Annotated in this window: 22 protein-coding genes; 13 read left to right on the top strand and 9 right to left on the bottom strand. The window is 40.8% G+C overall.

Going from position 1 to position 22796, the window contains the following annotated elements:
• The 3 genes from FEK29_RS13290 (at position 1) to serA (ending at position 3701) form a co-directional block, all read left to right on the top strand.
• Positions 1-717: a hypothetical protein gene (locus FEK29_RS13290; RefSeq protein WP_138258929.1), complete on the top strand. Its 717-nt coding sequence runs from the start codon at positions 1-3 to the stop codon at positions 715-717.
• A 150-nt stretch (positions 718-867) separates the two neighbouring features.
• On the top strand, positions 868-1653 hold the full coding sequence (locus FEK29_RS13285; RefSeq protein ID WP_240042752.1) for an alpha/beta fold hydrolase: 786 nt from the start codon (positions 868-870) through the stop codon (positions 1651-1653).
• Positions 1654-1808: 155 nt separating this feature from the next.
• The gene (gene serA / locus FEK29_RS13280; protein ID WP_138258928.1) at positions 1809-3701 is read left to right on the top strand and encodes a phosphoglycerate dehydrogenase; all 1893 of its coding nucleotides are present in this window, start codon (positions 1809-1811) and stop codon (positions 3699-3701) included.
• 62 nt (positions 3702-3763) lie between these two features.
• On the opposite strand, the gene rlmH is transcribed toward serA, so the two are convergent.
• A complete protein-coding gene (gene rlmH, locus FEK29_RS13275) occupies positions 3764-4237 on the bottom strand; it encodes a 23S rRNA (pseudouridine(1915)-N(3))-methyltransferase RlmH (protein ID WP_138258927.1) in 474 nt (157 codons plus the stop codon).
• 63 nt (positions 4238-4300) lie between these two features.
• Between rlmH and nadC the strand changes: the two genes are divergently transcribed.
• From nadC to priA, 4 genes are read left to right on the top strand one after another with little or no spacing between them, the layout of a single operon-like run.
• On the top strand, positions 4301-5158 hold the full coding sequence (gene nadC, locus FEK29_RS13270) for a carboxylating nicotinate-nucleotide diphosphorylase (protein ID WP_138258926.1): 858 nt from the start codon (positions 4301-4303) through the stop codon (positions 5156-5158).
• Positions 5159-6127 (top strand): YihY/virulence factor BrkB family protein, encoded by a 969-nt coding sequence (locus tag FEK29_RS13265; protein WP_138258925.1) that lies wholly within the window; start codon positions 5159-5161, stop codon positions 6125-6127.
• On the top strand, positions 6124-6564 hold the full coding sequence (locus FEK29_RS13260) for a DUF2147 domain-containing protein (RefSeq protein ID WP_138258924.1): 441 nt from the start codon (positions 6124-6126) through the stop codon (positions 6562-6564). Before FEK29_RS13265 ends, FEK29_RS13260 begins: the two co-directional genes overlap by 4 nt.
• Before the next feature lie 5 nt (positions 6565-6569).
• Positions 6570-9023, top strand: a complete 2454-nt coding sequence (gene priA / locus FEK29_RS13255) for a replication restart helicase PriA (RefSeq protein WP_138259006.1) — start codon at positions 6570-6572, stop codon at positions 9021-9023.
• Positions 9024-9081: 58 nt separating this feature from the next.
• Here priA and FEK29_RS13250 read toward each other — a convergent pair whose 3' ends face one another.
• Entirely contained in the window at positions 9082-9774 is a 693-nt protein-coding gene (locus FEK29_RS13250; RefSeq protein ID WP_099546514.1) for a LytR/AlgR family response regulator transcription factor, read from the bottom strand.
• A gap of 235 nt (positions 9775-10009) precedes the next feature.
• Here FEK29_RS13250 and rpsF point away from each other — a divergent pair, with 235 nt between their 5' ends.
• The 5 genes from rpsF to hisS all read left to right on the top strand — a co-directional run bounded on the left by rpsF (position 10010) and on the right by hisS (position 13153).
• Positions 10010-10351: a 30S ribosomal protein S6 gene (gene rpsF, locus FEK29_RS13245; RefSeq protein WP_094999303.1), complete on the top strand. Its 342-nt coding sequence runs from the start codon at positions 10010-10012 to the stop codon at positions 10349-10351.
• 5 nt (positions 10352-10356) lie between these two features.
• A complete protein-coding gene (gene rpsR / locus FEK29_RS13240; RefSeq protein ID WP_138258923.1) occupies positions 10357-10653 on the top strand; it encodes a 30S ribosomal protein S18 in 297 nt (98 codons plus the stop codon).
• Positions 10654-10665: 12 nt separating this feature from the next.
• Positions 10666-11118: a 50S ribosomal protein L9 gene (gene rplI, locus FEK29_RS13235; RefSeq protein WP_138258922.1), complete on the top strand. Its 453-nt coding sequence runs from the start codon at positions 10666-10668 to the stop codon at positions 11116-11118.
• A gap of 74 nt (positions 11119-11192) precedes the next feature.
• Positions 11193-11669: a DUF6495 family protein gene (locus FEK29_RS13230; protein ID WP_138258921.1), complete on the top strand. Its 477-nt coding sequence runs from the start codon at positions 11193-11195 to the stop codon at positions 11667-11669.
• 107 nt (positions 11670-11776) lie between these two features.
• Positions 11777-13153 carry a histidine--tRNA ligase gene (gene hisS, locus FEK29_RS13225; protein ID WP_138258920.1) on the top strand — a complete coding sequence of 459 codons (1377 nt, stop codon included), beginning with the start codon at positions 11777-11779 and terminating at the stop codon, positions 13151-13153.
• Here the strand turns inward: hisS and FEK29_RS13220 are convergent.
• Both FEK29_RS13220 and FEK29_RS13215 read right to left on the bottom strand, forming a co-directional pair.
• Complete coding sequence (locus tag FEK29_RS13220) at positions 13137-13694, bottom strand: NUDIX hydrolase (protein ID WP_138258919.1); 558 nt, start codon at positions 13692-13694, stop codon at positions 13137-13139. The genes hisS and FEK29_RS13220 overlap by 17 nt on opposite strands.
• A 249-nt stretch (positions 13695-13943) precedes the next feature.
• Positions 13944-15032 carry a M42 family metallopeptidase gene (locus tag FEK29_RS13215; protein ID WP_138258918.1) on the bottom strand — a complete coding sequence of 363 codons (1089 nt, stop codon included), beginning with the start codon at positions 15030-15032 and terminating at the stop codon, positions 13944-13946.
• 195 nt (positions 15033-15227) lie between these two features.
• Here FEK29_RS13215 and FEK29_RS13210 point away from each other — a divergent pair, with 195 nt between their 5' ends.
• Positions 15228-15926 carry a DUF4294 domain-containing protein gene (locus tag FEK29_RS13210; RefSeq protein WP_138258917.1) on the top strand — a complete coding sequence of 233 codons (699 nt, stop codon included), beginning with the start codon at positions 15228-15230 and terminating at the stop codon, positions 15924-15926.
• Here the strand turns inward: FEK29_RS13210 and FEK29_RS13205 are convergent.
• From FEK29_RS13205 to rplS, 5 genes are all read right to left on the bottom strand, one after another.
• A complete protein-coding gene (locus FEK29_RS13205; protein WP_138258916.1) occupies positions 15923-16162 on the bottom strand; it encodes a DUF6095 family protein in 240 nt (79 codons plus the stop codon). The genes FEK29_RS13210 and FEK29_RS13205 overlap by 4 nt on opposite strands.
• A complete protein-coding gene (locus FEK29_RS13200) occupies positions 16159-17013 on the bottom strand; it encodes a DUF4249 domain-containing protein (RefSeq protein WP_138258915.1) in 855 nt (284 codons plus the stop codon). Before FEK29_RS13200 ends, FEK29_RS13205 begins: the two co-directional genes overlap by 4 nt.
• A 3-nt stretch (positions 17014-17016) precedes the next feature.
• Complete coding sequence (locus FEK29_RS13195) at positions 17017-19407, bottom strand: TonB-dependent receptor (protein WP_138258914.1); 2391 nt, start codon at positions 19405-19407, stop codon at positions 17017-17019.
• A 121-nt stretch (positions 19408-19528) separates the two neighbouring features.
• Positions 19529-21748, bottom strand: coding sequence for an NADP-dependent isocitrate dehydrogenase (locus tag FEK29_RS13190; RefSeq protein ID WP_138258913.1), 2220 nt, complete (start codon positions 21746-21748; stop codon positions 19529-19531).
• A gap of 646 nt (positions 21749-22394) precedes the next feature.
• Positions 22395-22745: a 50S ribosomal protein L19 gene (gene rplS / locus FEK29_RS13185; protein WP_138258912.1), complete on the bottom strand. Its 351-nt coding sequence runs from the start codon at positions 22743-22745 to the stop codon at positions 22395-22397.
• Between the last annotated feature and the right edge of the window lie 51 nt (positions 22746-22796).

Here is a 22796-nt window from a genome sequence, read left to right as displayed (position 1 = left end):
ATGAATATAAATCGAGTAATTTTTAACAGACTTCTATTCCGTTTTATACCAATTCTTGGGTTATTAATTATGTTTTGTTATTTCAAGGAAATAACGCTAGATAATTTACTTGAAAAATTTGGTCTCTTGGAATGGTTTTTAGTGGCTGGGCTTATTTATTTCAGTTATGATATAACCAAGCATCTAAAAAAAGTTATGGAAAAAAGGAAAAGTCTTCAAAGCCAAAAACTCCAAGAAGTTCCTGCTAGTCTAGATTTTCCTCGAAAATTGAATTTTTTAGATAAACGCTTGAGCATAAATGAACAAAGCATTGATGTTTACTCTAACACTAACCTAATCCTAAATTTAAGTAAGAATAAAAAAGAGATATATTTAAACAGATTATTTGGACATAAAAAACTGAAATTCAATGATATTGAATTTTTATTTCTAGAATACAATCATTATATAAAAGATACATTGAAGGATCAATTTTTTGATTATTCCTATTACGATATGAATTTCTGGAATAATTCAATTATGGCCATGCAAAAGAATGGAAAGCAGGTTAAGCTTTTTGAAGCTAAGTTAGAAGTAACAAATTATGAACAAAATGAAGATTCCCGTATTTCCGGAAAGGATGAAGAAAAAAGCTATTTGGAAAATGGACAATTTATAATTCGTCTTTTTAGTCATTTTATAAATAAAAAATATATGATATTGAATAATCAGGTATAAATGTCTGTATGAATCACAATTGAACACCATTCATTGATATATTCAAATTTAATTTTGAACAAAACATAATTCTTAACGATGCGATTACCTTGAGATAATTTCTGTTGAAAAAGTCTGAAATTCAATCCTATTCTAAGAGTCTTTAATAAAATGAAAAACCTCCTCTTTCTATCTTTTGCTTTTGTCCTTTGTGTTTTTAGAATGTCCGCACAAACAAATTTTTTCCAATCCTTTGATGGAACCCACATTAGTTATATCGATGAAGGATCTGGTGAGACGGTTCTTTTAATACATGGATTTTTGAACTCTGGCAAATCTTGGGAAAACACAAAACTGAAAAAGGATTTATTGGAAAAGGGTTATAGAATCATTATTCCCGATCTAAGAGGTTGCGGGCAATCTGATAAACCCCAGGAGGAACCGTTTTATCAGCACAATGCTGAGGTGCAAGATTTAAAACTCCTAATGGACCATTTAAAAATACGGCACTATGCTGCAATTGGCTATTCTAGGGGCAGTATTGTTCTGGCAGAACTACTAACTGAAGATGCAAGAATCGGTAAGGCCGTATTAGGGGGGATGGGAATCGATTTTACAAACCCCAATTGGGATCGGAGAGTGGCCTTTGCGAACGCCTTTAACGGGGAAGTTTCTGAAATGACCCAAGGAGCGGTAGACTATGCAAAATCCATAAATGCCGATTTTAGGTCGCTCCATTTGCAACAAAAGTACCAACCTTCCACAAGCAAAGATGAACTTGGAAAAATACGGGCTGAAATTTTGGTGATAGCAGGGGGTACCGATTTTGACAATGGAAATCCAGAAGCGCTGAGCAAGGTGTTCAAGAGTTCCAAGTTGGCGATTGTGCCTGGCAATCATAACGGGACCTTGAAAACCCAAAAATTCTCCAATGAAATACTTGGGTTTTTAAAGTAACCCCCCCATTGCCGAAGACGGCTGGAGTTTTACAATTAATTCAATCCACTCCCTTTTTGTTTAATTTTGGATGCCCCTACCAAACAACCAATTTAATTTTTAATTTTGCCACTTCATTCAAAGAACTCCTTTTTAGCTTAGAAAGGGCTTAAAATATGGTTGCAACGGGTAGAAAATATGTTTTTGATTTTGACAGTACCTTGACTCGGGTCGAGGCACTGGACGTGCTGGCGGAAATGACCTTGGAGGGAAAATCCAATCGGGAGGAAATTGTTAGCGAAATTCAACGCATTACCAATTTGGGCATTGACGGCGATATTTCCTTTACGGAATCACTGGAGCGCCGTTTAAAGCTTTTGGACGCAAATAAGGAGGATCTTGAAAAATTGGTGGCAGAGCTACGGCAAAAGATTTCCAAGTCCATAGCGGCCAACAAGGAGTTTTTTGAAAAATATTCAGATGATATCTATGTGATTTCCTGCGGATTCAAGGAATTTATAGATCCCATTGTCAAGGAATACAATATACCATCGAACCGGGTGTATGCCAATACCTTTAAGTTTGATGAGCAGGGAAATATCGTTGGGTTCGATGAGAAAAACGTACTCTCGCAGCACAACGGAAAAATAGAATGCCTAAAACAAATGAATTTGGACGGTGAGGTCCAGGTCATTGGTGATGGCTATAGTGATTACGTAATGAGGGAGGCCGGGATAGCGCATAAATTTTTTGCCTACACAGAAAATGTACATCGGGAGAAAGCCGCTAAAAATGCCGACCATGTTGCACCTAACTTAGATGAATTTTTATTTGTGAACGATTTGCCAAGAAATATCTCTTACCCAAAGAACAGAATTAAGATCCTATTGTTGGAGAATGTCCATTCCGATGCTTTTGAAAGCCTTTCGACCGAAGGCTTTTCCGTGGAGCTATTAAAACACAGCCTGTCTGAAGAGGAACTGGTGGAAAAAATCAAGGACGTCCATGTATTGGGTATCCGTTCAAAGACACAGGTGACGGAAAAGGTATTGGATGCCGCCGAGAAATTATTGGTCGTTGGCGCATTTTGCATCGGGACTACCCAAATAGACTTGGAGTATGCCAAGCGCAAAGGAGTCGTGGTTTTCAATGCCCCTTACAGCAATACACGGTCTGTTGTGGAGTTGGCCATCGGCGAAATTATTATGCTGATGCGTAGCGTCTTTGCAAGAAGTTCTGAAATCCACAACGGGCAATGGCAAAAAACGGCTGCGGGATCCAGGGAGGTGCGCGGCAAAAATTTGGGTATTGTTGGTTACGGAAATATCGGAAAACAGCTTTCCGTTTTGGCCGAAGCGATGGGGATGAAGGTCTATTATTACGATGTAAACGACCAATTGGCCCTTGGAAACGCCATAAAATGTAGCACTTTGGAGGATTTGTTGAATGTCTCCGATGTGGTAACCCTGCATGTAGATGACAACAAGGCAAATAAAAATTTCATTGGGGAACGCGAAATCAACCAAATGAAGCGAGGAGCCATGTTGATAAACCTATCCAGAGGTTTCGTGGTGGATATCGATGCCCTCGCGGATGGATTGGAAAGCGGGAAGATTGGCGGTGCCGCTGTGGATGTATATCCTGAGGAACCCAGTAGTAATGGGGAGTTCAAAACAAGACTTCAAGGTTTTCCAAACGTGATTTTGACTCCGCATGTAGGGGGAAGTACGGAAGAGGCCCAAAGGGATATCGCCGAGTTTGTTCCAAATAAAATTATGGACTATATCAATTCTGGAAACACGGTAGATGCCGTGAATTTCCCCAATATCCGCTTGCCGAAGCAAAATAACGCGCACAGGTTCCTACATATCCATAAGAACGTTCCAGGAATTATGGCGAAAATCAATAAGGTATTGGCCAAGTATGAGCTTAATATTTCCAGCCAATATTTATCGACCGATAGTGAGGTGGGCTATGTAATTACCGATTTGGACAAGGAATACAACAAAGATGTTATCAAGGCCTTGAAAAAGGTCGAAAACACGATAAAGTTCAGGGTGCTTTATTAATTTTTTTTACCATCCTATTCAAAGATTTTTTTTGTCAAAGGCTAAAGGCTAAAGGCTAAAGGCTACTGATGATGATAGGGCTCGTTCCGTAAAATCGTGAAGGCCCTGTATAGTTGCTCCACAAAAAACAGGCGCACCATTTGATGGGAAAAGGTCATTTTGGAAAGACTGATTTTTCCCGATGCTTTTCTATATATTTCCTCGCTGAACCCATAAGGCCCCCCAATCAAAAAGACGAGCTGCTTCAACCCGGAATTCATTTTTTTCTGTAGGTAACTGGAAAATTCCAAGGAGGAGTATTGTTTGCCATTTTCATCCAAAAGCACCAGGATATCGGTATTTGCGAGCGATTTAAAAATGAGCTCGCCCTCCTTGATTTTTTGTTGTTCGGCGGATAGGTTCTTAGTGTTCTTTAAGTCGGGGATGATTTCCAATTCAAACTTGACGTAATGGCCCAACCGTTGCTCATACATTGAGATGAGCTTTTGCAGTTCCTTGCTATCCGTTTTACCAATGGCCAACAGTTTTATCGTCATATTTCAAAAGTAAATCAAATTCCCAAAATGGATTCGTATTTTAGCGGGAAGCAATAATAGTTTATGATTTCACAAGAGCAGTTCGAAAAGGAATTGGAAGGAATAATTGCCAATGCAATCAGGGAAGATGTAGGTGACGGCGACCATAGCTCCTTGGCATGTATCCCGCCGGATGCAAAGGGAAGGGCAAAATTATTGGTAAAGGACGAGGGAATCATCGCTGGGATCGAGTTCGCAAAAATGGTCTTTGAATACGTGGACAAGGACATGGTTTTTGAAACCGTGTTGGAAGATGGTTCCAAGGTGAAATATGGGGATATCGCTTTTTATGTCTCTGGAAGTTCCAGAAGTATTCTATTGGCCGAAAGACTGGTGCTTAACGCCATGCAGCGGATGAGTGCCATCGCAACCAAAACCAAAACTTTCGTGGATTTATTGGATGGGACCGGCACAAAAATCCTGGATACCCGAAAGACAACGCCGGGAATCAGGGCCTTGGAGAAGTGGGCGGTTAAGATAGGCGGGGGAGAAAATCATCGCTTTGCTTTGTATGACATGATCATGCTCAAGGACAACCATATCGATTTTGCGGGCGGAATAACCAAGGCAATCGAAAAGACCAAGTCCTATTTGAAGGAAACGGTCAGGGATCTGAAAATAATCGTCGAAGCAAGGGATTTGGATGAGATAAAGGAAATTTTAAAGTCCGATGGCGTGTACCGCATCCTGATCGACAATTTTAATTACGAGGATACACGTGAAGCCGTTCGGCTTATTGGGGACACCTGTCTTACCGAATCATCGGGAGGTATCACCGAGGAAACCATTCGGCATTATGCGGAATGCGGTGTGGATTACATATCCTCTGGGGCTTTGACGCACTCCGTCCATAACATGGACTTAAGTTTAAAAGCCGTGTAGATGTCCGCAGAGGTCGAAGAAAAACTGGATAAAATTCCCATACTCAATAAGGTAGTACGGTTGCTCAAGACAATCAAATTACCCGGACTTGAGGGTCTATCCCTTTATGATTTAATGGAAATGTATATCAATGGAATCGTGCAGGGGGCCTTGTCCTCACGTGCGAGCGCCATCTCCTTTAGTCTTTTTATGGCATTGTTTCCACTTTTGATTTTTATGGTTACCCTGGTACCTTTCTTTCTGGATTATATCAGCATTCAGAACGAAAATTTTGAATTACAGTTCCAACTTTTTTTGGAATCCTTTTTACCGAATGCCACGGGGGATTACTTTGGGGATATTTTCGGGCAAATAAAAGATCAGAAGCGGGGAGGCTTGCTTTCATCGGCTTTTTTGCTTTCCATTTTCTTGGTTGCGAACGGCGTGAATTCCATCTTTGGAGGGTTTGAAACAAGTTACCATATAGAGCTGAAACGCAACTTTTTCAGGCAGTACCTTTATGCCCTAATGGTAGGACTTATTTTGGCAATACTGATTATAGTCGGTTTTGTGGCCTATATATATTTTGAGTTTTATGTACTGGGCTATTTGACCGAATTCGCCGCTAGGCAGGGAGGATACGTTTTGGACGAAGATGAGATTATTGGTGTCCAGATAGCTAAAATCCTCTTTTTTATAGTACTGTCCTATTTTACTACGGCGATTCTTTATTATTTTGGGACCAAGGAAGGGAAACAGGCCCGTTTTTTTTCAATCGGGGCATTGGTTACCACGATTTTGTTTTTATTGACATCTTATTTGTTCGGTATTTATGTGGAGAAATTTGCCCGATACAACGAACTGTATGGTGCTTTGGGGGGATTATTGATATTGATGGTCTACATTTGGTTGAATTCCAATATATTGCTCCTTGGTTTCGAATTGAACGCTTCCTTAAATTCCTTACGTAAAATCAGTAGACAAGAATGATAAACAATAAAGTAGTCTTTGTATCCTTATTTTTTTTAATCGGAATAAACTGTCTGGCGGCCCAGTCGGTTTTTGGCAGATGGAAGACCATTGACGATAGAACGGGAAAACCCAAAGGTATTATCAATATTGTCCAGAAGGACGGTCAACTATATGGCTACGTTGAAAAAATCCTGGAAGAAGGTAAGGAAGGTGCAGTCTGTATCAAATGTGAAGGGGAATTGAAAGATGAACCCATAGTGGGTATGGAGATTATAAAGGGCGGAGAAAAAACAGACGACGGCGAATGGAAGGGTAAACACCTTTTTGACCCTGAACAGGCCATGACCTTCCGATTTAAGATCTGGTTAAACCCCGATAATAAGGATGAATTGAAAGTCCGTGGTTATTTGGCCTTTCTTTTCAGAACCCAAACATGGATCAGGGTGGGAGCATAGATCTTATGGAGTACTTTGTCAACGTAGTTTTGCCCATACCCCTGAAGCGTCATTTCACGTACAGCATCACTCCGGCGGAAGCGTCATTTTTGCTACCAGGTATGCGCGTATCCGTCCCCTTTGGGAAATCAAAAATATATACGGCCCTGGTTCTTGAGGTACATAATACGCCACCTGTGGTGTATGAGGCCAAGGAAATAGACCAGATTTTGGATGACGTCCCTTTGGTGAACCCCGTTCAGCTAAAGCACTGGGAATGGATAGCCAATTACTATATGTGCACCATGGGGGAGATGATGCGCAGTGCCCTGCCATCGGCTTTTTTATTGGAAAGTGAAACCCTGATTTTACGAAATGATGAAGCCAATGTGGATGAATCCCAATTACAGGACGACGAGTTTTTGGTCTTTGAGGCCCTACAGCATCAATCCAGTTTGAAGGTCCATGAGGTTTCCATAATTGTGGACCGAAAAAATGTACTGCCCGTTTTAAACCGACTCCTTGAAAAGAATATTATTTACCTGAAGGAAGAGGTCTACGAGCAATACAAACCCAAATTGGTAAAGTATGTCAAGTTGGGAAAGGAATATCTTTCAGATGAAGCCTTGGAATCACTGTTGGAAACGCTCTCCCGGGCACCCAAGCAAAGTCAGGTGGTTCTGGCTTTATTTCAATTGCAGAGTGGTAGCAAGAAACCGATATCGGTATCGGATTTGGAAAAATACAGCAAGGCCTCAAAAGCGGTCATAAGTTCGTTGGTCGAGAAAGGAATCTTGGAGGAGTATTTTATTCGGAAAGACCGTGTTACGTATGATGGCGCTGAAAATTCTGAAATTAAAACCTTGAACGAACATCAATTAAATGCCCTAGCCGACATAAAAAAAGCATTCAAGGAAGATAAGGTGACCCTTTTAAAAGGAGTTACATCATCGGGCAAGACAGAGGTGTACGTTCAGTTGATCAGTGATTTTCTGGAAAAGGGAAAGCAGATTCTCTACCTACTTCCTGAAATCGCCTTGACCACTCAATTGATATCCCGGTTGCAGGATTATTTTGGCGAACGCATTTCCGTGTTTCATTCCAAATACAACATCCAGGAACGGGTGGAGGTTTGGAACAATGTTTTGAAAGGTGCTGAAAAGGCCCAGATCGTCATTGGTGCCAGGTCTTCCCTGTTTTTGCCATTCGATAATTTGGGACTGATTATCGTAGACGAGGAACACGAAGGTTCCTTTAAGCAGTTCGACCCAGCACCGCGGTATCATGCCAGGGACGCGGCCATAGTCCTTGCAAACCTCCATGGGGCCAATATTCTTTTGGGTTCCGCCACGCCCAGTATAGAAAGCTATTTCAATGCCAAGCATGGAAAATATGGCTATGCAGAAATAAATAGGCGTTTTGGCAATGTACTCATGCCAGATATGGAATTGGTGGATTATAAGGAAGCCCTACGTAAAAAACGGGTAAAAGGACACTTTTCCGAAAGGTTGTTACAGGAGATCGAGGAAAGTCTGGGCAATGGTGAGCAAATCATACTTTTTCAGAATCGGCGTGGGTTTGCCCCGGTTTTGGAGTGCCTTACCTGTGGTCATACGCCACAATGTTCCAATTGCGACGTTACCTTGACCTATCATCAATATAAAAATCAGTTGCGATGTCACTATTGTGGTTTTCACACTGCATTACCAGAGAGCTGCGCCGCCTGTGGTAGTCCGGAATTGGATACCAAGGGATTCGGTACGGAACAGGTAGAGGAGGAGGTCAAAAAACTATTTCCCGCCGCCAAGGTAGGTCGCATGGATTTGGACACCACCCGAGGCAAACATGCCTATGAAAAGATCATCACGTCCTTTGAACAACAGGAATTGGATATTTTGGTAGGTACGCAGATGCTTACAAAAGGACTGGATTTTAGGAACGTAAGTTTGGTAGGGGTCATGAATGCTGATTCGCTCCTAAATTTTCCGGATTACCGCGCCCATGAGCGTACCTTTCAAATGCTGACCCAGGTTGCAGGTAGGGCAGGGCGTACGCAGAAAAGGGGAAAGGTCATCATCCAGAGCTACAACCCGTACCATCAGATTTTAAAACAGGTAACCACAGGGGACTATGAAACCATGTTTCAAGAACAGATATACGAAAGGGAACAGTATAAATATCCGCCAGTAAACAGAATTATAAAAATTACCTTTAAACATAAGAATTACAATACCCTCAACGAAGCATCTGAATGGTTCAGTGGGGCTTTGCGAACAAATTTTGGAGGTACGGTTTTAGGACCTGAGTTTCCGCCCATTTCTAGAATTCGGAATCAATATTTAAAGCATGTTTTGGTGAAAATAGGGAAAAATGAATCCCTGGGAAGAACCAAGAAGAATATCAAGAGAATTGAAAAGTCCTTTAATTCTGTAAGTAAGTTTAGAAGTGTAAGGGTCATCTATAATGTGGACCACATTTAAAAAATAAAAAACCGCCCAAAAGGCGGTTTTCAGTGTATTCTTTTTTCATAAGCAATTATTATACATTGCTCAGGGCTTCGGCCAATTCCGTTTTCTTGTTCCTACTCAAAGGAATGGAGCGGCCGCTCACCTCTACATTTTTGCTGTTGAACTTCTCAACTTTTTCCAAGTTCACAATATAGGATTTGTGAATTCTAAGGAATTTATCTTCCGGCAATTGCTTTTCGAAAGATTTCATTGTTGATAAAATTACGATGTTGGCTTCATCGGTGACCAATTTGATGTAGTCTCCCAAAGCCTCTATCCATTTGATATCGTTCAGGATAACCTTTCTTTTCTTTAAGTTACTTTTTACGAAAATATGCTCTTCGTCTTCGTTCACCCTGTGCATTTGCTCATATTTGGCTACCGCTCTTTTTACGGAAGCATCAAAACGTGCCATGGTAATGGGTTTGTGAAGGTAGTCTGTTACGTCATAATCGAAAGCCTTTAGGGCATAATCCGGTTTGCCGGTGATCAAGATTACTTGGGGACTATTGTCCAAGGATTCAAGTAGGTCGAATCCTGTAATGATGGGCATTTCAACATCCAAAAAGATTAAATCGATTTCATTGTTCTTGATGCCGTTCTTTGCTTCGATGGCGTTGCTGTACTCTGCCACCATAGCTAGGTTTGGGTGGTTGTTTACCAACTTGGCGACCGCCATACGCTGCATGGACGAATCGTCAACGATAATACTTCTTAACTTCATAAGGGCTGATTTGTGGGGTTAAATCATCGACAAATTACCGAAAAAACACGGTCAACTGCAACAAAAGATGTAAACAATGCTTTTCTTATTGTATAGATGGCAATGATCATAGATTATTAAGATTTGGTTTATACATTTTAAATTTTTCCTCCTAGCTATAACGAAGAATTTCTTCATTTCTTATAATTATTGAAAAAAAGTATCTATTTTTGCACTCCTTTTAAATAAATATAATATGAACCATTACGAAACTGTTTTCATTTTGAATCCCGTTCTATCTGATGTTCAGATAGAGGAAACAGTTAAGAAATTTGAGGATTTCTTAATTAACAATGGCGCCAAAATGGTGGCCAAGGAGAATTGGGGCCTAAAGAAATTGGCGTACCCGATTCAAAACAAAAAAAGTGGTTTTTACCACTTGTTCGAATTTACCAGCACAGGCGAGGTAGTAATGCCTTACGAGCAGGAGTTTAGGAGAGATGAACGCGTTATGCGCTTTTTGACCGTTAAATTGGACAAACATGCCATCGCGTGGGCAGAAAAAAGAAGAGCAAGAAACAAAACCGCTAAAGCGTAAGGACTATGGCAACATTACAACAACAGGCAAAAGGTAAAAAAGATGGGGAAATCAGATACCTTACCCCATTAAATATTGAGACCAATACCAAAAAGAAGTACTGTAGGTTTAAAAAATCAGGCATTAAATATGTGGATTATAAGGATGCGGACTTTTTGATGAAATTGGTAAACGAGCAAGGTAAGTTGTTACCTAGAAGGCTTACAGGTACTTCCTTGAAGTATCAAAGAAAAGTGGCCCAAGCGGTAAAAAGAGCTCGTCATTTGGCGTTAATGCCATATGTTGGTGATTTATTAAAATAAAAGAAAAGAATCATGGAGCTTATATTAAAGGAAGACGTAGAGAATTTAGGTTTTAAAGATGACTTGGTGAGCGTAAAGAATGGATACGGTAGAAACTACCTTATTCCACAAGGCTTGGCGACCATGGCAACACCTTCGGCTAAAAAAGTATTGGCCGAAACTTTAAAACAAAGGGCCCACAAAGAAAAGAAAGTTGTGGATGCCGCTAAAAAGACAGCTGAAGCCCTAAAGGCCTTGGAATTGAAAATTACTGCCAAAGCTGGCGCAGGGGACAAATTGTTCGGTTCCGTTACCAATGGCGATTTGGCCGAGGCAATCGAAAAGGAAGGTCACACTATCGACAAGAAGTTTATTAGTATTCAAGGTGGTTCCGTGAAAAGAACCGGTCCTTACAATGCCCAGATTAGACTTCACAGGGAGGTAGTTGTAGATTTCCCTTTTGAGGTAGTAGCAGAGCAGAATTAATCTGATTGTAAATAATACGATAAGCCTTTCAGGAAACTGGAGGGCTTATTTATTTTATCCATTCAAAGAACCACATGAATTACGCGAGACTTACGAAGGAACAATTGGAAGAACTTCATCCAGAGTTCATCAATTTTTTGGCTACACAGTCCATCGATAAGGCCGAGTGGGATGAAATCAAGAAACACAAGCCACAAGTGGCGGAAGAGGAGTTGGATGTTTTCAGCGATTTGGTTTGGGAAGGGGTTTTGTCCAAAGTAACTTATTTGGAGAATATATCGGCGCGACAAATGCACCTTTTTCACCTGACCGATAAAGAAATGAAACTAATCGCCGTAAAAATCATGAATCCGGAAATCGATTTGACGACCAAGGTAGGTTTTGATTGGTTCCGAAAAAACTGGCAATCGGATTTCGTAGATTATATGACGGCCTCCAAAGCGTATACGGACGACCCAAATCAAGATAAGTTTGAATTGATCAAACAAGGTGCGGTCATCACCAAAGGGGAATTGTACCAGTGGTTCGATAACGTTATAGAAGCCCCATAAGCCCCCTCTAACTCCTCCAATGGGGGAGAATAAGTTTCTCGGTTAGTACTTCCTCTTCTTTGGAAGGGATTATGGGGAGACTTATATTTGCAACTCATAAAATATCCATGGCACAAAAACCTTCCATACCCAAAGGTACCCGCGATTTTACACCCTCCGAAGTTGTAAAGCGAAACTATATTTTTGATGTAGTCAAAAGGCATTTTCAAACCTTTGGTTTTCAGCCTATTGAAACTCCGTCCTTTGAAAATTCCGAAACCTTGATGGGTAAATATGGGGATGAGGGCGATCGACTCATTTTTAAGATTTTGAATTCGGGAGACTTTTTGAACAAGGTCAATGACGAATTATACAGTTTAAAGGATTCTAATAAAATAACTTCAAGTATTTCTGAAAAGGCCTTACGCTATGATTTAACCGTACCTTTTGCCCGATACGTAGTCATGCACCAAAATGAACTGGATTTTCCTTTTAAACGCTATCAGATACAGCCTGTATGGCGTGCGGATAGGCCACAAAAAGGGAGGTTCAGGGAATTCTATCAATGTGATGCGGATGTAGTTGGCTCGGATTCTTTGTTGCAGGAAGTGGAACTTATTCAGTTGTACGATACCGTTTTTACGGAATTGAAGTTGGACGGCGTTACCATTAAATTGAACAATCGTAAAATTCTTGCCGGTATTGCCGAAGTCATAGGTGCCAAGGATTTATTGATAGATTTTACCGTAGCCTTGGATAAATTGGATAAGATAGGGGAGGACGGTGTTAAGAAAGAAATGTTGTCCAAAGGAATTTCGGAATCCGCGATTGAAAAGGCCGCACCCTTGTTCAACTTAAAAGGCAGTAATACCGATCAGTTGGATGCCTTGGATGCCTTATTGGAAAACTCCAAAGAAGGGAAAAAAGGCGTGGATGAACTTCGGTTTATTATGGAAACCATTGTCAGTTTGGGTATGCAGTCAGCCAAATTGGTCATTGACGTTACTTTGGCCCGTGGACTAAATTATTATACGGGCGCCATTTTTGAAGTAGCTGCTCCTAAGGGTGTCTCCATGGGATCCATTGGCGGCGGCGGTCGTTATGATGATTTAACGGGAATCTTTGGATTAAAGGATGTTAGCGGTGTGGGAATTTCTTTTGGTTTAGACCGAATTTACCTTGTTTTGGAGGAATTGAATCTGTTTCCCGAAGCCATAGATCGTTCCTTAGAAGTGCTATGTTTGAATTTTGGGACCAAGGAAGGTTTGGCTGCCTTGAAGCTTACCACGGTCTTACGAAAGCATGGAATTAAGGCCGATATATACCCCTCCGATGCAAAACTGAACAAGCAGTTCAAATATGCCAACAATCGGAATGTACCTTATGTAATTCTTTTGGGTGAGGAGGAATTGAACAATAGTTCTTTCGTGGTGAAGAACATGCAAAACGGAGAGCAAAAAACATATTCTCTTGCGGACACGCAGCAGTTTATCGATTCCCTATAAGTTTGCTTTTCAGTGCCTTTAGAATCGTTTCGTAATATTCTTTTTTGTGTGGAACGTATTTGTCCGACATCGTATCCAGAACCTCCTTTTTGAATTGGGAAATGGGTATACTGTCCAAAGCTTCCACTTCGCTTTCCTGCTTTTTTAGGTTTTCAATCGGTTCCTTCAATTCGCACATAAAGGTATGATGGAATTCACAGTCGATAAGACGTACTGAATGTTTCTGAACCGATTTGAACACTCCAATCTTTTGTAAATCAGAAGGCCTTATTATTAGACCAATTTCCTCGGCTACCTCCCGAACCGCCGATTTCTCCAAATCTTCACCGGCCCCAACGTGTCCGGCTACGGAAACATCCCAAAGTAGGGGGTGGGTATCTTTATCCTTACCTCTTTGTTGAAGTAGTACCTCACCGTCGGAAGTATAAAACCAAATATGAACGGTAGGATGAAAAAGTCCATACCGGTGCGCTTCCGATTTCATGCACGATTGTCCGGTAGGATTTCCGTCCGCATCCAAAATGTCTATTAATTCGTCCATAGTAAGGAAGTCATCGAAAAATGGAAAATAGACCTGTCAGGTTTTTAAAACCTGACAGGTCTTGATTCTTGTGTCCGCCTAGGTGTATTTACTGCTGCACTTTAAGGAGGCTGTCTAAAAAGTCGCAATTTCATTCATATGTCACATCGAGCGCAGTCGAGATGCATTAATAACCAATAAGTTATAATTCTCGACTTCGCTCGAATTGACAGAAGAAATTACTTTTTAGACAGCCTCTTTAGGAGGGGCTTAATCAAAATAGCTAAAGGTTTCCCCTTCCTTAATATTCAATAGTGTTTCGTAAATCAATCGAATGACATTTTCCACGTCATCCTTATGCACCATTTCCACAGTGGTATGCATATAGCGCAAAGGCAATGAAATCAATGCGGAAGCCACACCTCCGTTACTATAGGCGAAGGCATCCGTATCCGTTCCTGTCATCCGGGAAGCAGCCAAGCGTTGGAAAGGTATTTTTTTGGCTTCGGCCGTTTCAATAATACGTTCCCTAAGTTTATTTTGAACCGCAGGAGCGTAGGAAATTACGGGGCCTGCACCAATTTCTGTATGTCCCTGTGTCTTTTTCTCGATCATAGGGGTGGTAGTATCATGGCAAACATCTGTGACGATCGCAACGTTTGGTTTTATGGTCTGTGTTATCATCTCTGCACCACGAAGCCCTATTTCCTCCTGGACGGAATTGGTGATATAGAGTCCGAACGGAAGTTTCTTTTTGTTTTCATGTAAAAGTCTGGCAACCTCGGCAACTATAAATCCACCGGCCCTGTTGTCTATCGCCCTACAGACATATTTATCGCCGTTTAATACCTGGAATGTATCTGGATAGGTGATGACACAACCTACATGGACGCCCATTTTTTCGACTTCGGCCTTGTCCTTGGCACCTATATCGATAAAAATATTGTCCAATTTTGGTGGTTCTTCCTTGTCGTTTTTCCGGGTGTGAATGGCCGGCCATCCAAAAACTCCTTTTACGATACCGTTTTTGGTGTGAATGTTCACCCATTTACTGGGCGCAATTTGATGGTCGCTACCCCCATTTCGAATTACATAGAGAAGGCCATTATCGGTAATATAGTTGACATACCATGAAATTTCATCGGAATGCCCTTCTATAACCACTTTATATTTCGCATCGGGATTAATAACTCCCACAGCGGTTCCGTAGGTATCCGTAATAAAGGTGTCAACACAAGGTTTCAAATAGTCCATCCAAAGCTTTTGTCCTTCCCATTCATAACCGGTAGGGGACGCGTTGTTCAGGTATTTTTCAAAAAAATCAAGGGATTTTTTATTGATGATGTTTTTGTTCGTCATGAATATTTAGTTTAACTGGATAATCGAGATTATTTAAAGTAAGTTCTTGACACGACCAATTGCGGTATCGGTTCAAATTATGGCAAGCCTTACCTTGTTAATGTTGCTTACAAACTTAGCAATATTCACTTGTTTTTAATAATATGCTGTAGCAATTATCGTTAATTTTGGCAGGGCTTTTGCACGCACTATGCTATGTTTAAAAATAGGCTACTATTATTTGTTTTTCTAACTTCCGTACTACATTTGGCGGGTCAGGTTCCTGAACAGGAGCTGGATTCCCTTTCTGAAAAAATGATCATCCTAGCGGGGGACTCCATAGTACAAAGTTCCATTGCCCTGCAGGAGGCCTACGTCTTTGGAAAGCTTCAGTTTTCTTCGTACGATGATAAACTCAGGTATTACATATTACGAAAGAAGACCCATAAAGTGTATCCGTATGCGAAATTGGCAGCGGAACGCCTGGTGGAGTTGAACGACAGCCTTACCAAAATTACAAAGACCAGAAAACGGAAGAAATACACCCGCAAAGTTCAAAAGTATATAGAAGAGGAATTTTCAGAGGAATTGAAAAAACTCACCAGAACGGAGGGGCAAATTTTAGTAAAGCTGATATACAGACAAACGGGAACCACGGCCTTTGATCTAGTCAAAGATCTTAGGAACGGATGGAGGGCCTTTTGGTACAATACGACTGCCAAACTTTTTAAGATCAGTATAAAGGAAGAGTTCCACCCAGATGAAGTGGAGGAGGATTATCTCATAGAGGACATTCTACAAAGGGCTTTTGCCGCTGGGCAATTGGAACGGCAGGAAACGGTTTTGGATTACGATTACAGTTCCCTTTATAATAAGTGGAAAAAGCCCGTCGTGAAGAATAACCCAAGCAATTAGTCTTTCGACCTTCCCTTACCTCCAAAAAGCGCATCAACTATTGTTTGGATACCTTTGAAACCGGAATAAATGGCATACATGGCCAAAATCAGTCCAATGACTAGTACGGGCCAGTATAGAGGGTGACCTTCGTTTTTAAAAGCCTGCCAAATGACTATTGGCGCTAAAAACATAAGCAAAACCGTAAAGGCCAACTTCTTGATACCTTTAAAAAGCATTTCCTTATCGGTTTTCATTCTATTTCAATGGTTCTCTTAAACTCTTGGACCACAGCAAAGTATCCTAAGGGGAAATCGTTGTTCTGCCCGATGGATTCCAATTCCTCGGGATTTGCTATACCCGTCACATTAAAGATATTTCCTCGAACGGTTGCGGCCGGGGTTTGAAATGGACCCTGGTCACCGCCAGCCTGAACAATAATTTGGTTCATATAATTATAGAAGGATTCATCTGCGCCAAGGATGCTGATGGTCATTTCCTGACCGGGTTCAATATCCTCGTAGAAGTACGAAAACTCAAAACGCTGGCCCTGGTAAAATTCATCCTCGGTGACTAAAAATTCGTTGAAGCCGAAATCGAAAATATAAAAATCGTCCCGTGTACCATCATCCGTAAAACTTATTATAATTTCAGTTTCGTCACCGGTAAACAGCGTTTCTTCGCCCTGGACAACCGATTCTATGGGTGATGTAGGGACAAAACTCGTAGTGGCATAATATTGTTCGTTATTAAAATTGATAAATAATGCCAATTGTCCTGAAGTAAAAAAGGTCGTATTTCTTGTTGCTTCATAAGTTCCTGGTGAAACTTCCGCCAAGTTGATTTCGTTACTTTCCAATGAATTATCGGAAACAAAATCCAGGTTGCGTATACGGACCTCCGCATTGGATAGCGGATTGTTCTCCTCAAAAAATGAGCTGGTCAAGTTCAATTTTATTTGAGCTGTAGTAATGGGTTCCGATGTGTCCATTCTAAGAACCGCATCTACCGATAAACGTGACGTTTCTGTTGGCAAATCGACTTCTATAACATCCTCACAGGATTGTAGAAGTATTATGCCCAATAAGCAATAAATAAATCTATACATCACTTATAATTTAAAATTGTAGGTTACCGCCGGAACGATTCCAAAGATAGAAGTCCGTACCGCTTCGTTCGCTCCTGTATCATCGTTCCTTCTAAAATTAATGGCTGCAGCATTTCTCCGATTGTATACATTGTAAATGCTGAATACCCATTCTCCCTTCATTTTTCGGTTTTTGTTTTTTCTGGGGGTAAGACTTGCGGAAACATCCAATCGGTTGTAAGCCGGTAGACGCTCCTCGTTTCTAAGACCGTAGTAAGGCACTGTTAGGCCTTGAAACTCGAACTGACCTACGGGGTAATTTGTAGGTTGTCCCGTTTGGTAGACAAAATTGGTGTTAAAGCTCCATTTTTCATTCAAATCGTAGCTCACAAATAAAGAAACATCGTGGGTCTTATCAAATGGAGTGTTGTACCAATTTCCATTATTTATTCCTGTTTCCAAGGTATTGGTTCCGTTTATGGTCCTTCCCGGTGTCCGCTGTTCTGACTTGGATAAGGTGTAGGCCAACCACCCTTGGAATTTGCCTTCATTTTTGCGGAACAAAAGCTCTAGACCATACGCCCTGGCTTCCCCGTTTAATATTACCTGCTCTATGGAATTATTCGCTATTAGATTCGCCCCATCAATATAATCAATTCTATTTTGTACGTCCTTGTAAAATACTTCGGTCTCCAAACTATAATCGTCATTACTGAAGCTCTTGAAATACCCCAAGGCATATTGGTCCAACAATTGCGGTTTTACAAATGGACCGCTGGGTGTCCAGACATCCAAGGGAGTAGGGGAGGCCGTGTTGGACAATAGGTGCAGGTATTGGGCCAAACGTGTATAGCTCGTTTTTATGGAACTATCCTCGCTTAAAGTATAGGATAAGGATAATCTGGGTTCCCAATTGGTAAATTGGGCCAAACTTTCATTTCTGCCAGGTGTAGCAACGGATATTGGATCCGCTTCCTGATAAATAAATAAGAGGGGGTCAAAATTTACAGGATTGTCATTGGCATAGACATTGATTTCATCCTGCCCAAGCCTATTAAAATAACTGAACCGGAGACCATAGCCCAAACTAAGATTGTCCGTCAACCTATGTTCCACATCCACATAGGCCGCAAGTTCGTTGGCATATTTTTGGATAAGTTGTTCTTCCAAGATCCCGGAATTCTCATTACTGGGTTCTATTTTACCGGGATTGAATTGGTAGTAAATATTATTCAGGCCATAATTGACCTGTAATTTGTCGTTTAAGTAGTGTTTTAGGTCGTATTTCAAATTGAAATTCCGGATGCCAGAGTTCCAATTAAAGCCCACAAAGTCTAATTTTAATCCATAGTAATAGTCCGAATAAATCAAGGAGAGGTTGGAGAAGAGTTTATCCGAAAAAAGATGGTTCCATCTAAAGTTACCAACCGCATTTCCATAGGTATTTACAAAGCTATCGTTTATACCAAATACATCCCTACCAAAATAACCGGATAGAAATATGTTGTTGTTATCATTGATTTTATAATTGATCTTGGTATTCAGATCATAAAAATAAGCGGTATTGTCAATATCGAATAACGGAAGGAACAAATGGGCATAGGAAGCCCTTCCGCCAATTAGAAAAGCAGCCTTGTCCTTGGCAATCGGCCCCTCTAAAAGTAATCTACTCGCAACGGCTCCAATGCCCCCGTTCATTTTAAATTCCTTGCTGTTGCCTTCCTTCTGAAAAATGTCCAAAACAGATGAAACCCTTCCCCCATATCTGGCAGGAATACCGCCTTTATATAGTTTGATATCCTTAATGGCATCTGGATTGAATACCGAAAAGAATCCGAATAAATGGGAGGAATTGAAGATGATGGCCTCGTCCAATAGAATGAGATTTTGGTCTACCGAGCCACCACGCACGTTAAACCCCGATGCCCCCTCACCAGCATTTGTGACCCCAGGAAGTAATAATATTGACTTTATAACATCGGCCTCACCAAGGATTACAGGTATTTTTTTGATAGTTCCCACAGAAAGGGTGTTGACACTCATCTGGGGTTTTCTAATATCCAATTTTTCCACGTTTTCCGTGACGACTACTTCCTGTAGCTGTTCCGCTTCTTCCGCTAGTTGAAAGTCAATTTTCTTATCCCTATCCAAAGAAATAGTTTGGATAATATCCCTAAATCCCAAATAGCTTACTACCGCCTGATAGTCGCCTTTGGGAAGCGTAATGGAATAAAAGCCATATTCGTTTGTTGTAACGCCACTTCCCAAGCTAGGAAAGGCTATTGTAACACCAATTAGGGTCTCGTTGCTTGATTCCTCCGTAATTACACCGCTTAGTGTATATTTTTCCTGGGCAAAAACAGGTGTGTAAAAGCAGGAACAAAGAAATAGAAATAGCCAAAGCGGCTTGGTCATAGTAGTTTTTTTCAAAAATAACTAGAAATACCTAACCAATTAATAGGTTAACGATATTTTAAAATTAAAAACTAAAAAGCCTCTAGTAAAGAGGCTTTTTAGTGGTAAATATTTGAGCAATTTATAGGGTACCCAATATTCTATTTAACGTATCACTGGGTCGCATTGCTATGGATTCCAGATTGGGATTTGGTTTGTAATAACCGCCAACATCCTGTGGACTTCCCTGTGCATTCATCAACTCATTCAAAATCTGTTTTTCACTACCCTTAATTTCCGAATTTATGGTAGAAAAAATAGACTTTAATTCGGTATCCTCATTTTGATTCGCCAAAGCCTCTGCCCAGTACATAGCCAAATAAAAATGACTGCCCCTAGTATCCAATTCCTTTACTTTTCGTGAGGGGGACTTATCGTTCAATAGGAACTTTTCCGTGGCGGCGTCCAAAGCATCGGCTAACACCTTGGCTTTTGGATTGTTATTTTTTTCACCATAAAATTCCAAGGATACACCAAGGGCTAGGAATTCGCCCAAAGAATCCCATCTAAGATGTCCTTCTTCCAAGAACTGCTCCACATGCTTTGGTGCAGATCCCCCGGCTCCGGTCTCAAAAAGTCCACCGCCGTTCATCAAAGGTACTATGGACAACATTTTGGCACTTGTGCCTACTTCCAATATGGGGAACAAGTCCGTTAAATAGTCCCTAAGCACGTTCCCAGAAACAGAAATAGTGTCCTTTCCTTCCTTGATTCTTTTTAGCGTATATTTCGTTGCCTCTTCAGGGGACATGATTTGGATGTCCAGACCATCTGTGTCTTGCTCTGGGAGATATTTTTTTACTTTTTTGATAAGTTCGCTATCATGGGCCCTATTCGCATCCAACCAAAAAATAGCGGGGACATTGGTGGCCCTGGCACGGGAAACCGCCAATTTGATCCAATCTTCGATAGGTGCATCCTTCACTTGGCACATGCGCCATATATCGCCTTTTTCCACGGAATGCTCTAATAAGGCTTCTTCGGTATTTAGGTCGATAACCTGGACCGTTCCTGCTTTTGGAATTTCAAATGTTTTGTCATGAGAACCATATTCTTCGGCCTTTTGCGCCATGAGGCCCACATTAGGAACGGTACCCATAGTGGTAGGATCAAAAGCTCCATGTTCCTTGCAGAAATCTATCGTGGCGGAGTATACTCCTGCATAGCTACTATCAGGTATCACCGCTTTTGTATCTTGGACTTTACCTTGTGCGTTCCACATTTGTCCGGAATTACGGATCATCGCTGGCATAGATGCGTCGATTATAATATCACTGGGAACATGCAAATTGGTAATTCCTTTATCCGAATTTACCATGGCAAGTGACGGTCCTTCCTCTAGGACGTCATTGATTTCACTTTCGATGGCCGATTTTTGATCGGCCGGTAGTTTTTCAAGCTTATTGAAAAGTACTTCTAATCCGTCATTAGGGTTAACCCCTATTTTCTCAAAAGTCGCCGCGTTCTTATCAAAAACCGGTTTAAAGACAGTTTCTACTACATGCCCAAAGATGATCGGGTCCGAAACCTTCATCATAGTGGCCTTTAAGTGAACGGAGAACAAAATTCCCTTATCCTTTGCGTCTTGGACCTGTTCCCTTAAAAATGCCAAAAGTGCATTTTTGCTCATCACCGTAGCATCTATAATTTCGCCGGTTTGAAGCGCTATTTTATCCTTTAGTACAATTTTGTCACCGTCGGTGGTATTCAGAACGATTTGTGCCGAAGTAGCGGCAGGAATGGTCAATGATTTTTCGTTCGATTTAAAATCACCATGGGACATCGTAGCCACGTGCGTCTTGGAATCCGCTGACCATGCACCCATGGAATGCGGGTTTTTCTTGGCGTAGTTCTTTACCGCCCTTGGAGCTCGTCTATCAGAATTTCCTTCCCTTAAAACAGGGTTTACCGCACTTCCTTTTATTTTGTCGTATTTGGCCTTTATTTCCTTTTCTTCGTCCGTCTTTGGTTCGTCAGGGTAATCCGGTAATCTATATCCTTTCGATTGTAGTTCGGCGATGGCCTCCTTTAATTGCGGAATGGAAGCACTAATGTTCGGTAGTTTTATAATATTGGCTTCTGGTTGTTTTGCCAGTTCTCCCAACACGTCCAAATCATTGGGAACTTGCTGCTCTTTGGTCAAATATTCAGGAAAAACGGCGGCAATTCTACCTGCCAAGGAAATATCCTTGGTCTCGATTTCAATTCCCGAAGTCTTTGTAAATGCTTTAACAATAGGTAGGAACGAAGCCGTTGCTAGGGCTGGTGCCTCATCCGTTTTGGTATAGAAAATTTTGGACATTCGTATATTTTTTAATTCAAGCGGTGCAAATATACAATTTTATCCAGCCTAAAGTTGGAGCTAGCGCCTTAATATTTCAGGCTATTGGGAAGTTTTGTTAAATAACAAAAGCCATATCAATGTACTAATACCTTGATATGGCTTTTTAGAAATAGCTTACAGACATGTTGTTCTAAAATTAATTAGAACTGCAACCCTTGGTTGCTTCTGCGTCACTAAATCAACGTTTGAAATGTGTTTCAATCTTAATTCTGTAACCAAGCATTTACTCTACATTTCGTTTTTGTTGCCTTAGCATTAAAATTTAAAACCGTGAGAGTTATAAAATCTTATTGCCCACATGGGTTTAAAAAGCGACAGCCTTTAAAGCCTATGCTCATCTTAATAACTAATTCCCTAGAAAAAAGCTATTCCGATTAAGCCACAATATAAAGAACGTAAACTTTATAGTGATTGGAAGTTACTACTATCTACCTCAGTTTTCTTCCTAAAATCACACCTAAATATAATGAAAAAGTATTTAATAAAGGGTGTTTTTCCAACTAATTAATAATGAACAATTTATGAACTTTAGATGTTAACAATTGTTCATAAAAAAACACCGAAGGATTTTCGGTGTCTTTCTAGTATTATTCGGGTAAAGAAATTAAGAACGAACCTCTTTGATTCTCGCTTTCTTACCGGTCAAACCTCTAAAATAGTAAATACGTGACCTACGTACCTTACCTTTCTTGTTAACCTCGATTTTTTGCAGGGCAGGAAGATTGATCGGGAAGATTCGTTCCACACCAACAGTTCCAGACATTTTACGGATTGTAAAAGTTTCAGTTGCTCCGGTTCCTCTTCTTTGGATTACCACTCCCTTAAAGAACTGGGTACGTGTTTTTTCACCTTCCTTGATTTCGTAGTACACGGTAATCGTATCACCGGCGGAGAAATTTGGAAATTCTTTCTTGGTTACAAATTCGTCCTGAACAAATTTTATTAATGATTCCATTTTATTTTTTATATCGGAATTAAATTAAAACAACGTTCACGATTTTCGTCA

The sequence above is a fragment of the Maribacter aurantiacus genome, from assembly GCF_005780245.1.
GTDB classification, from domain to species: Bacteria; Bacteroidota; Bacteroidia; order Flavobacteriales; family Flavobacteriaceae; genus Maribacter; species Maribacter flavus.
This window is presented reverse-complemented; position numbering and strand designations above follow the sequence as displayed.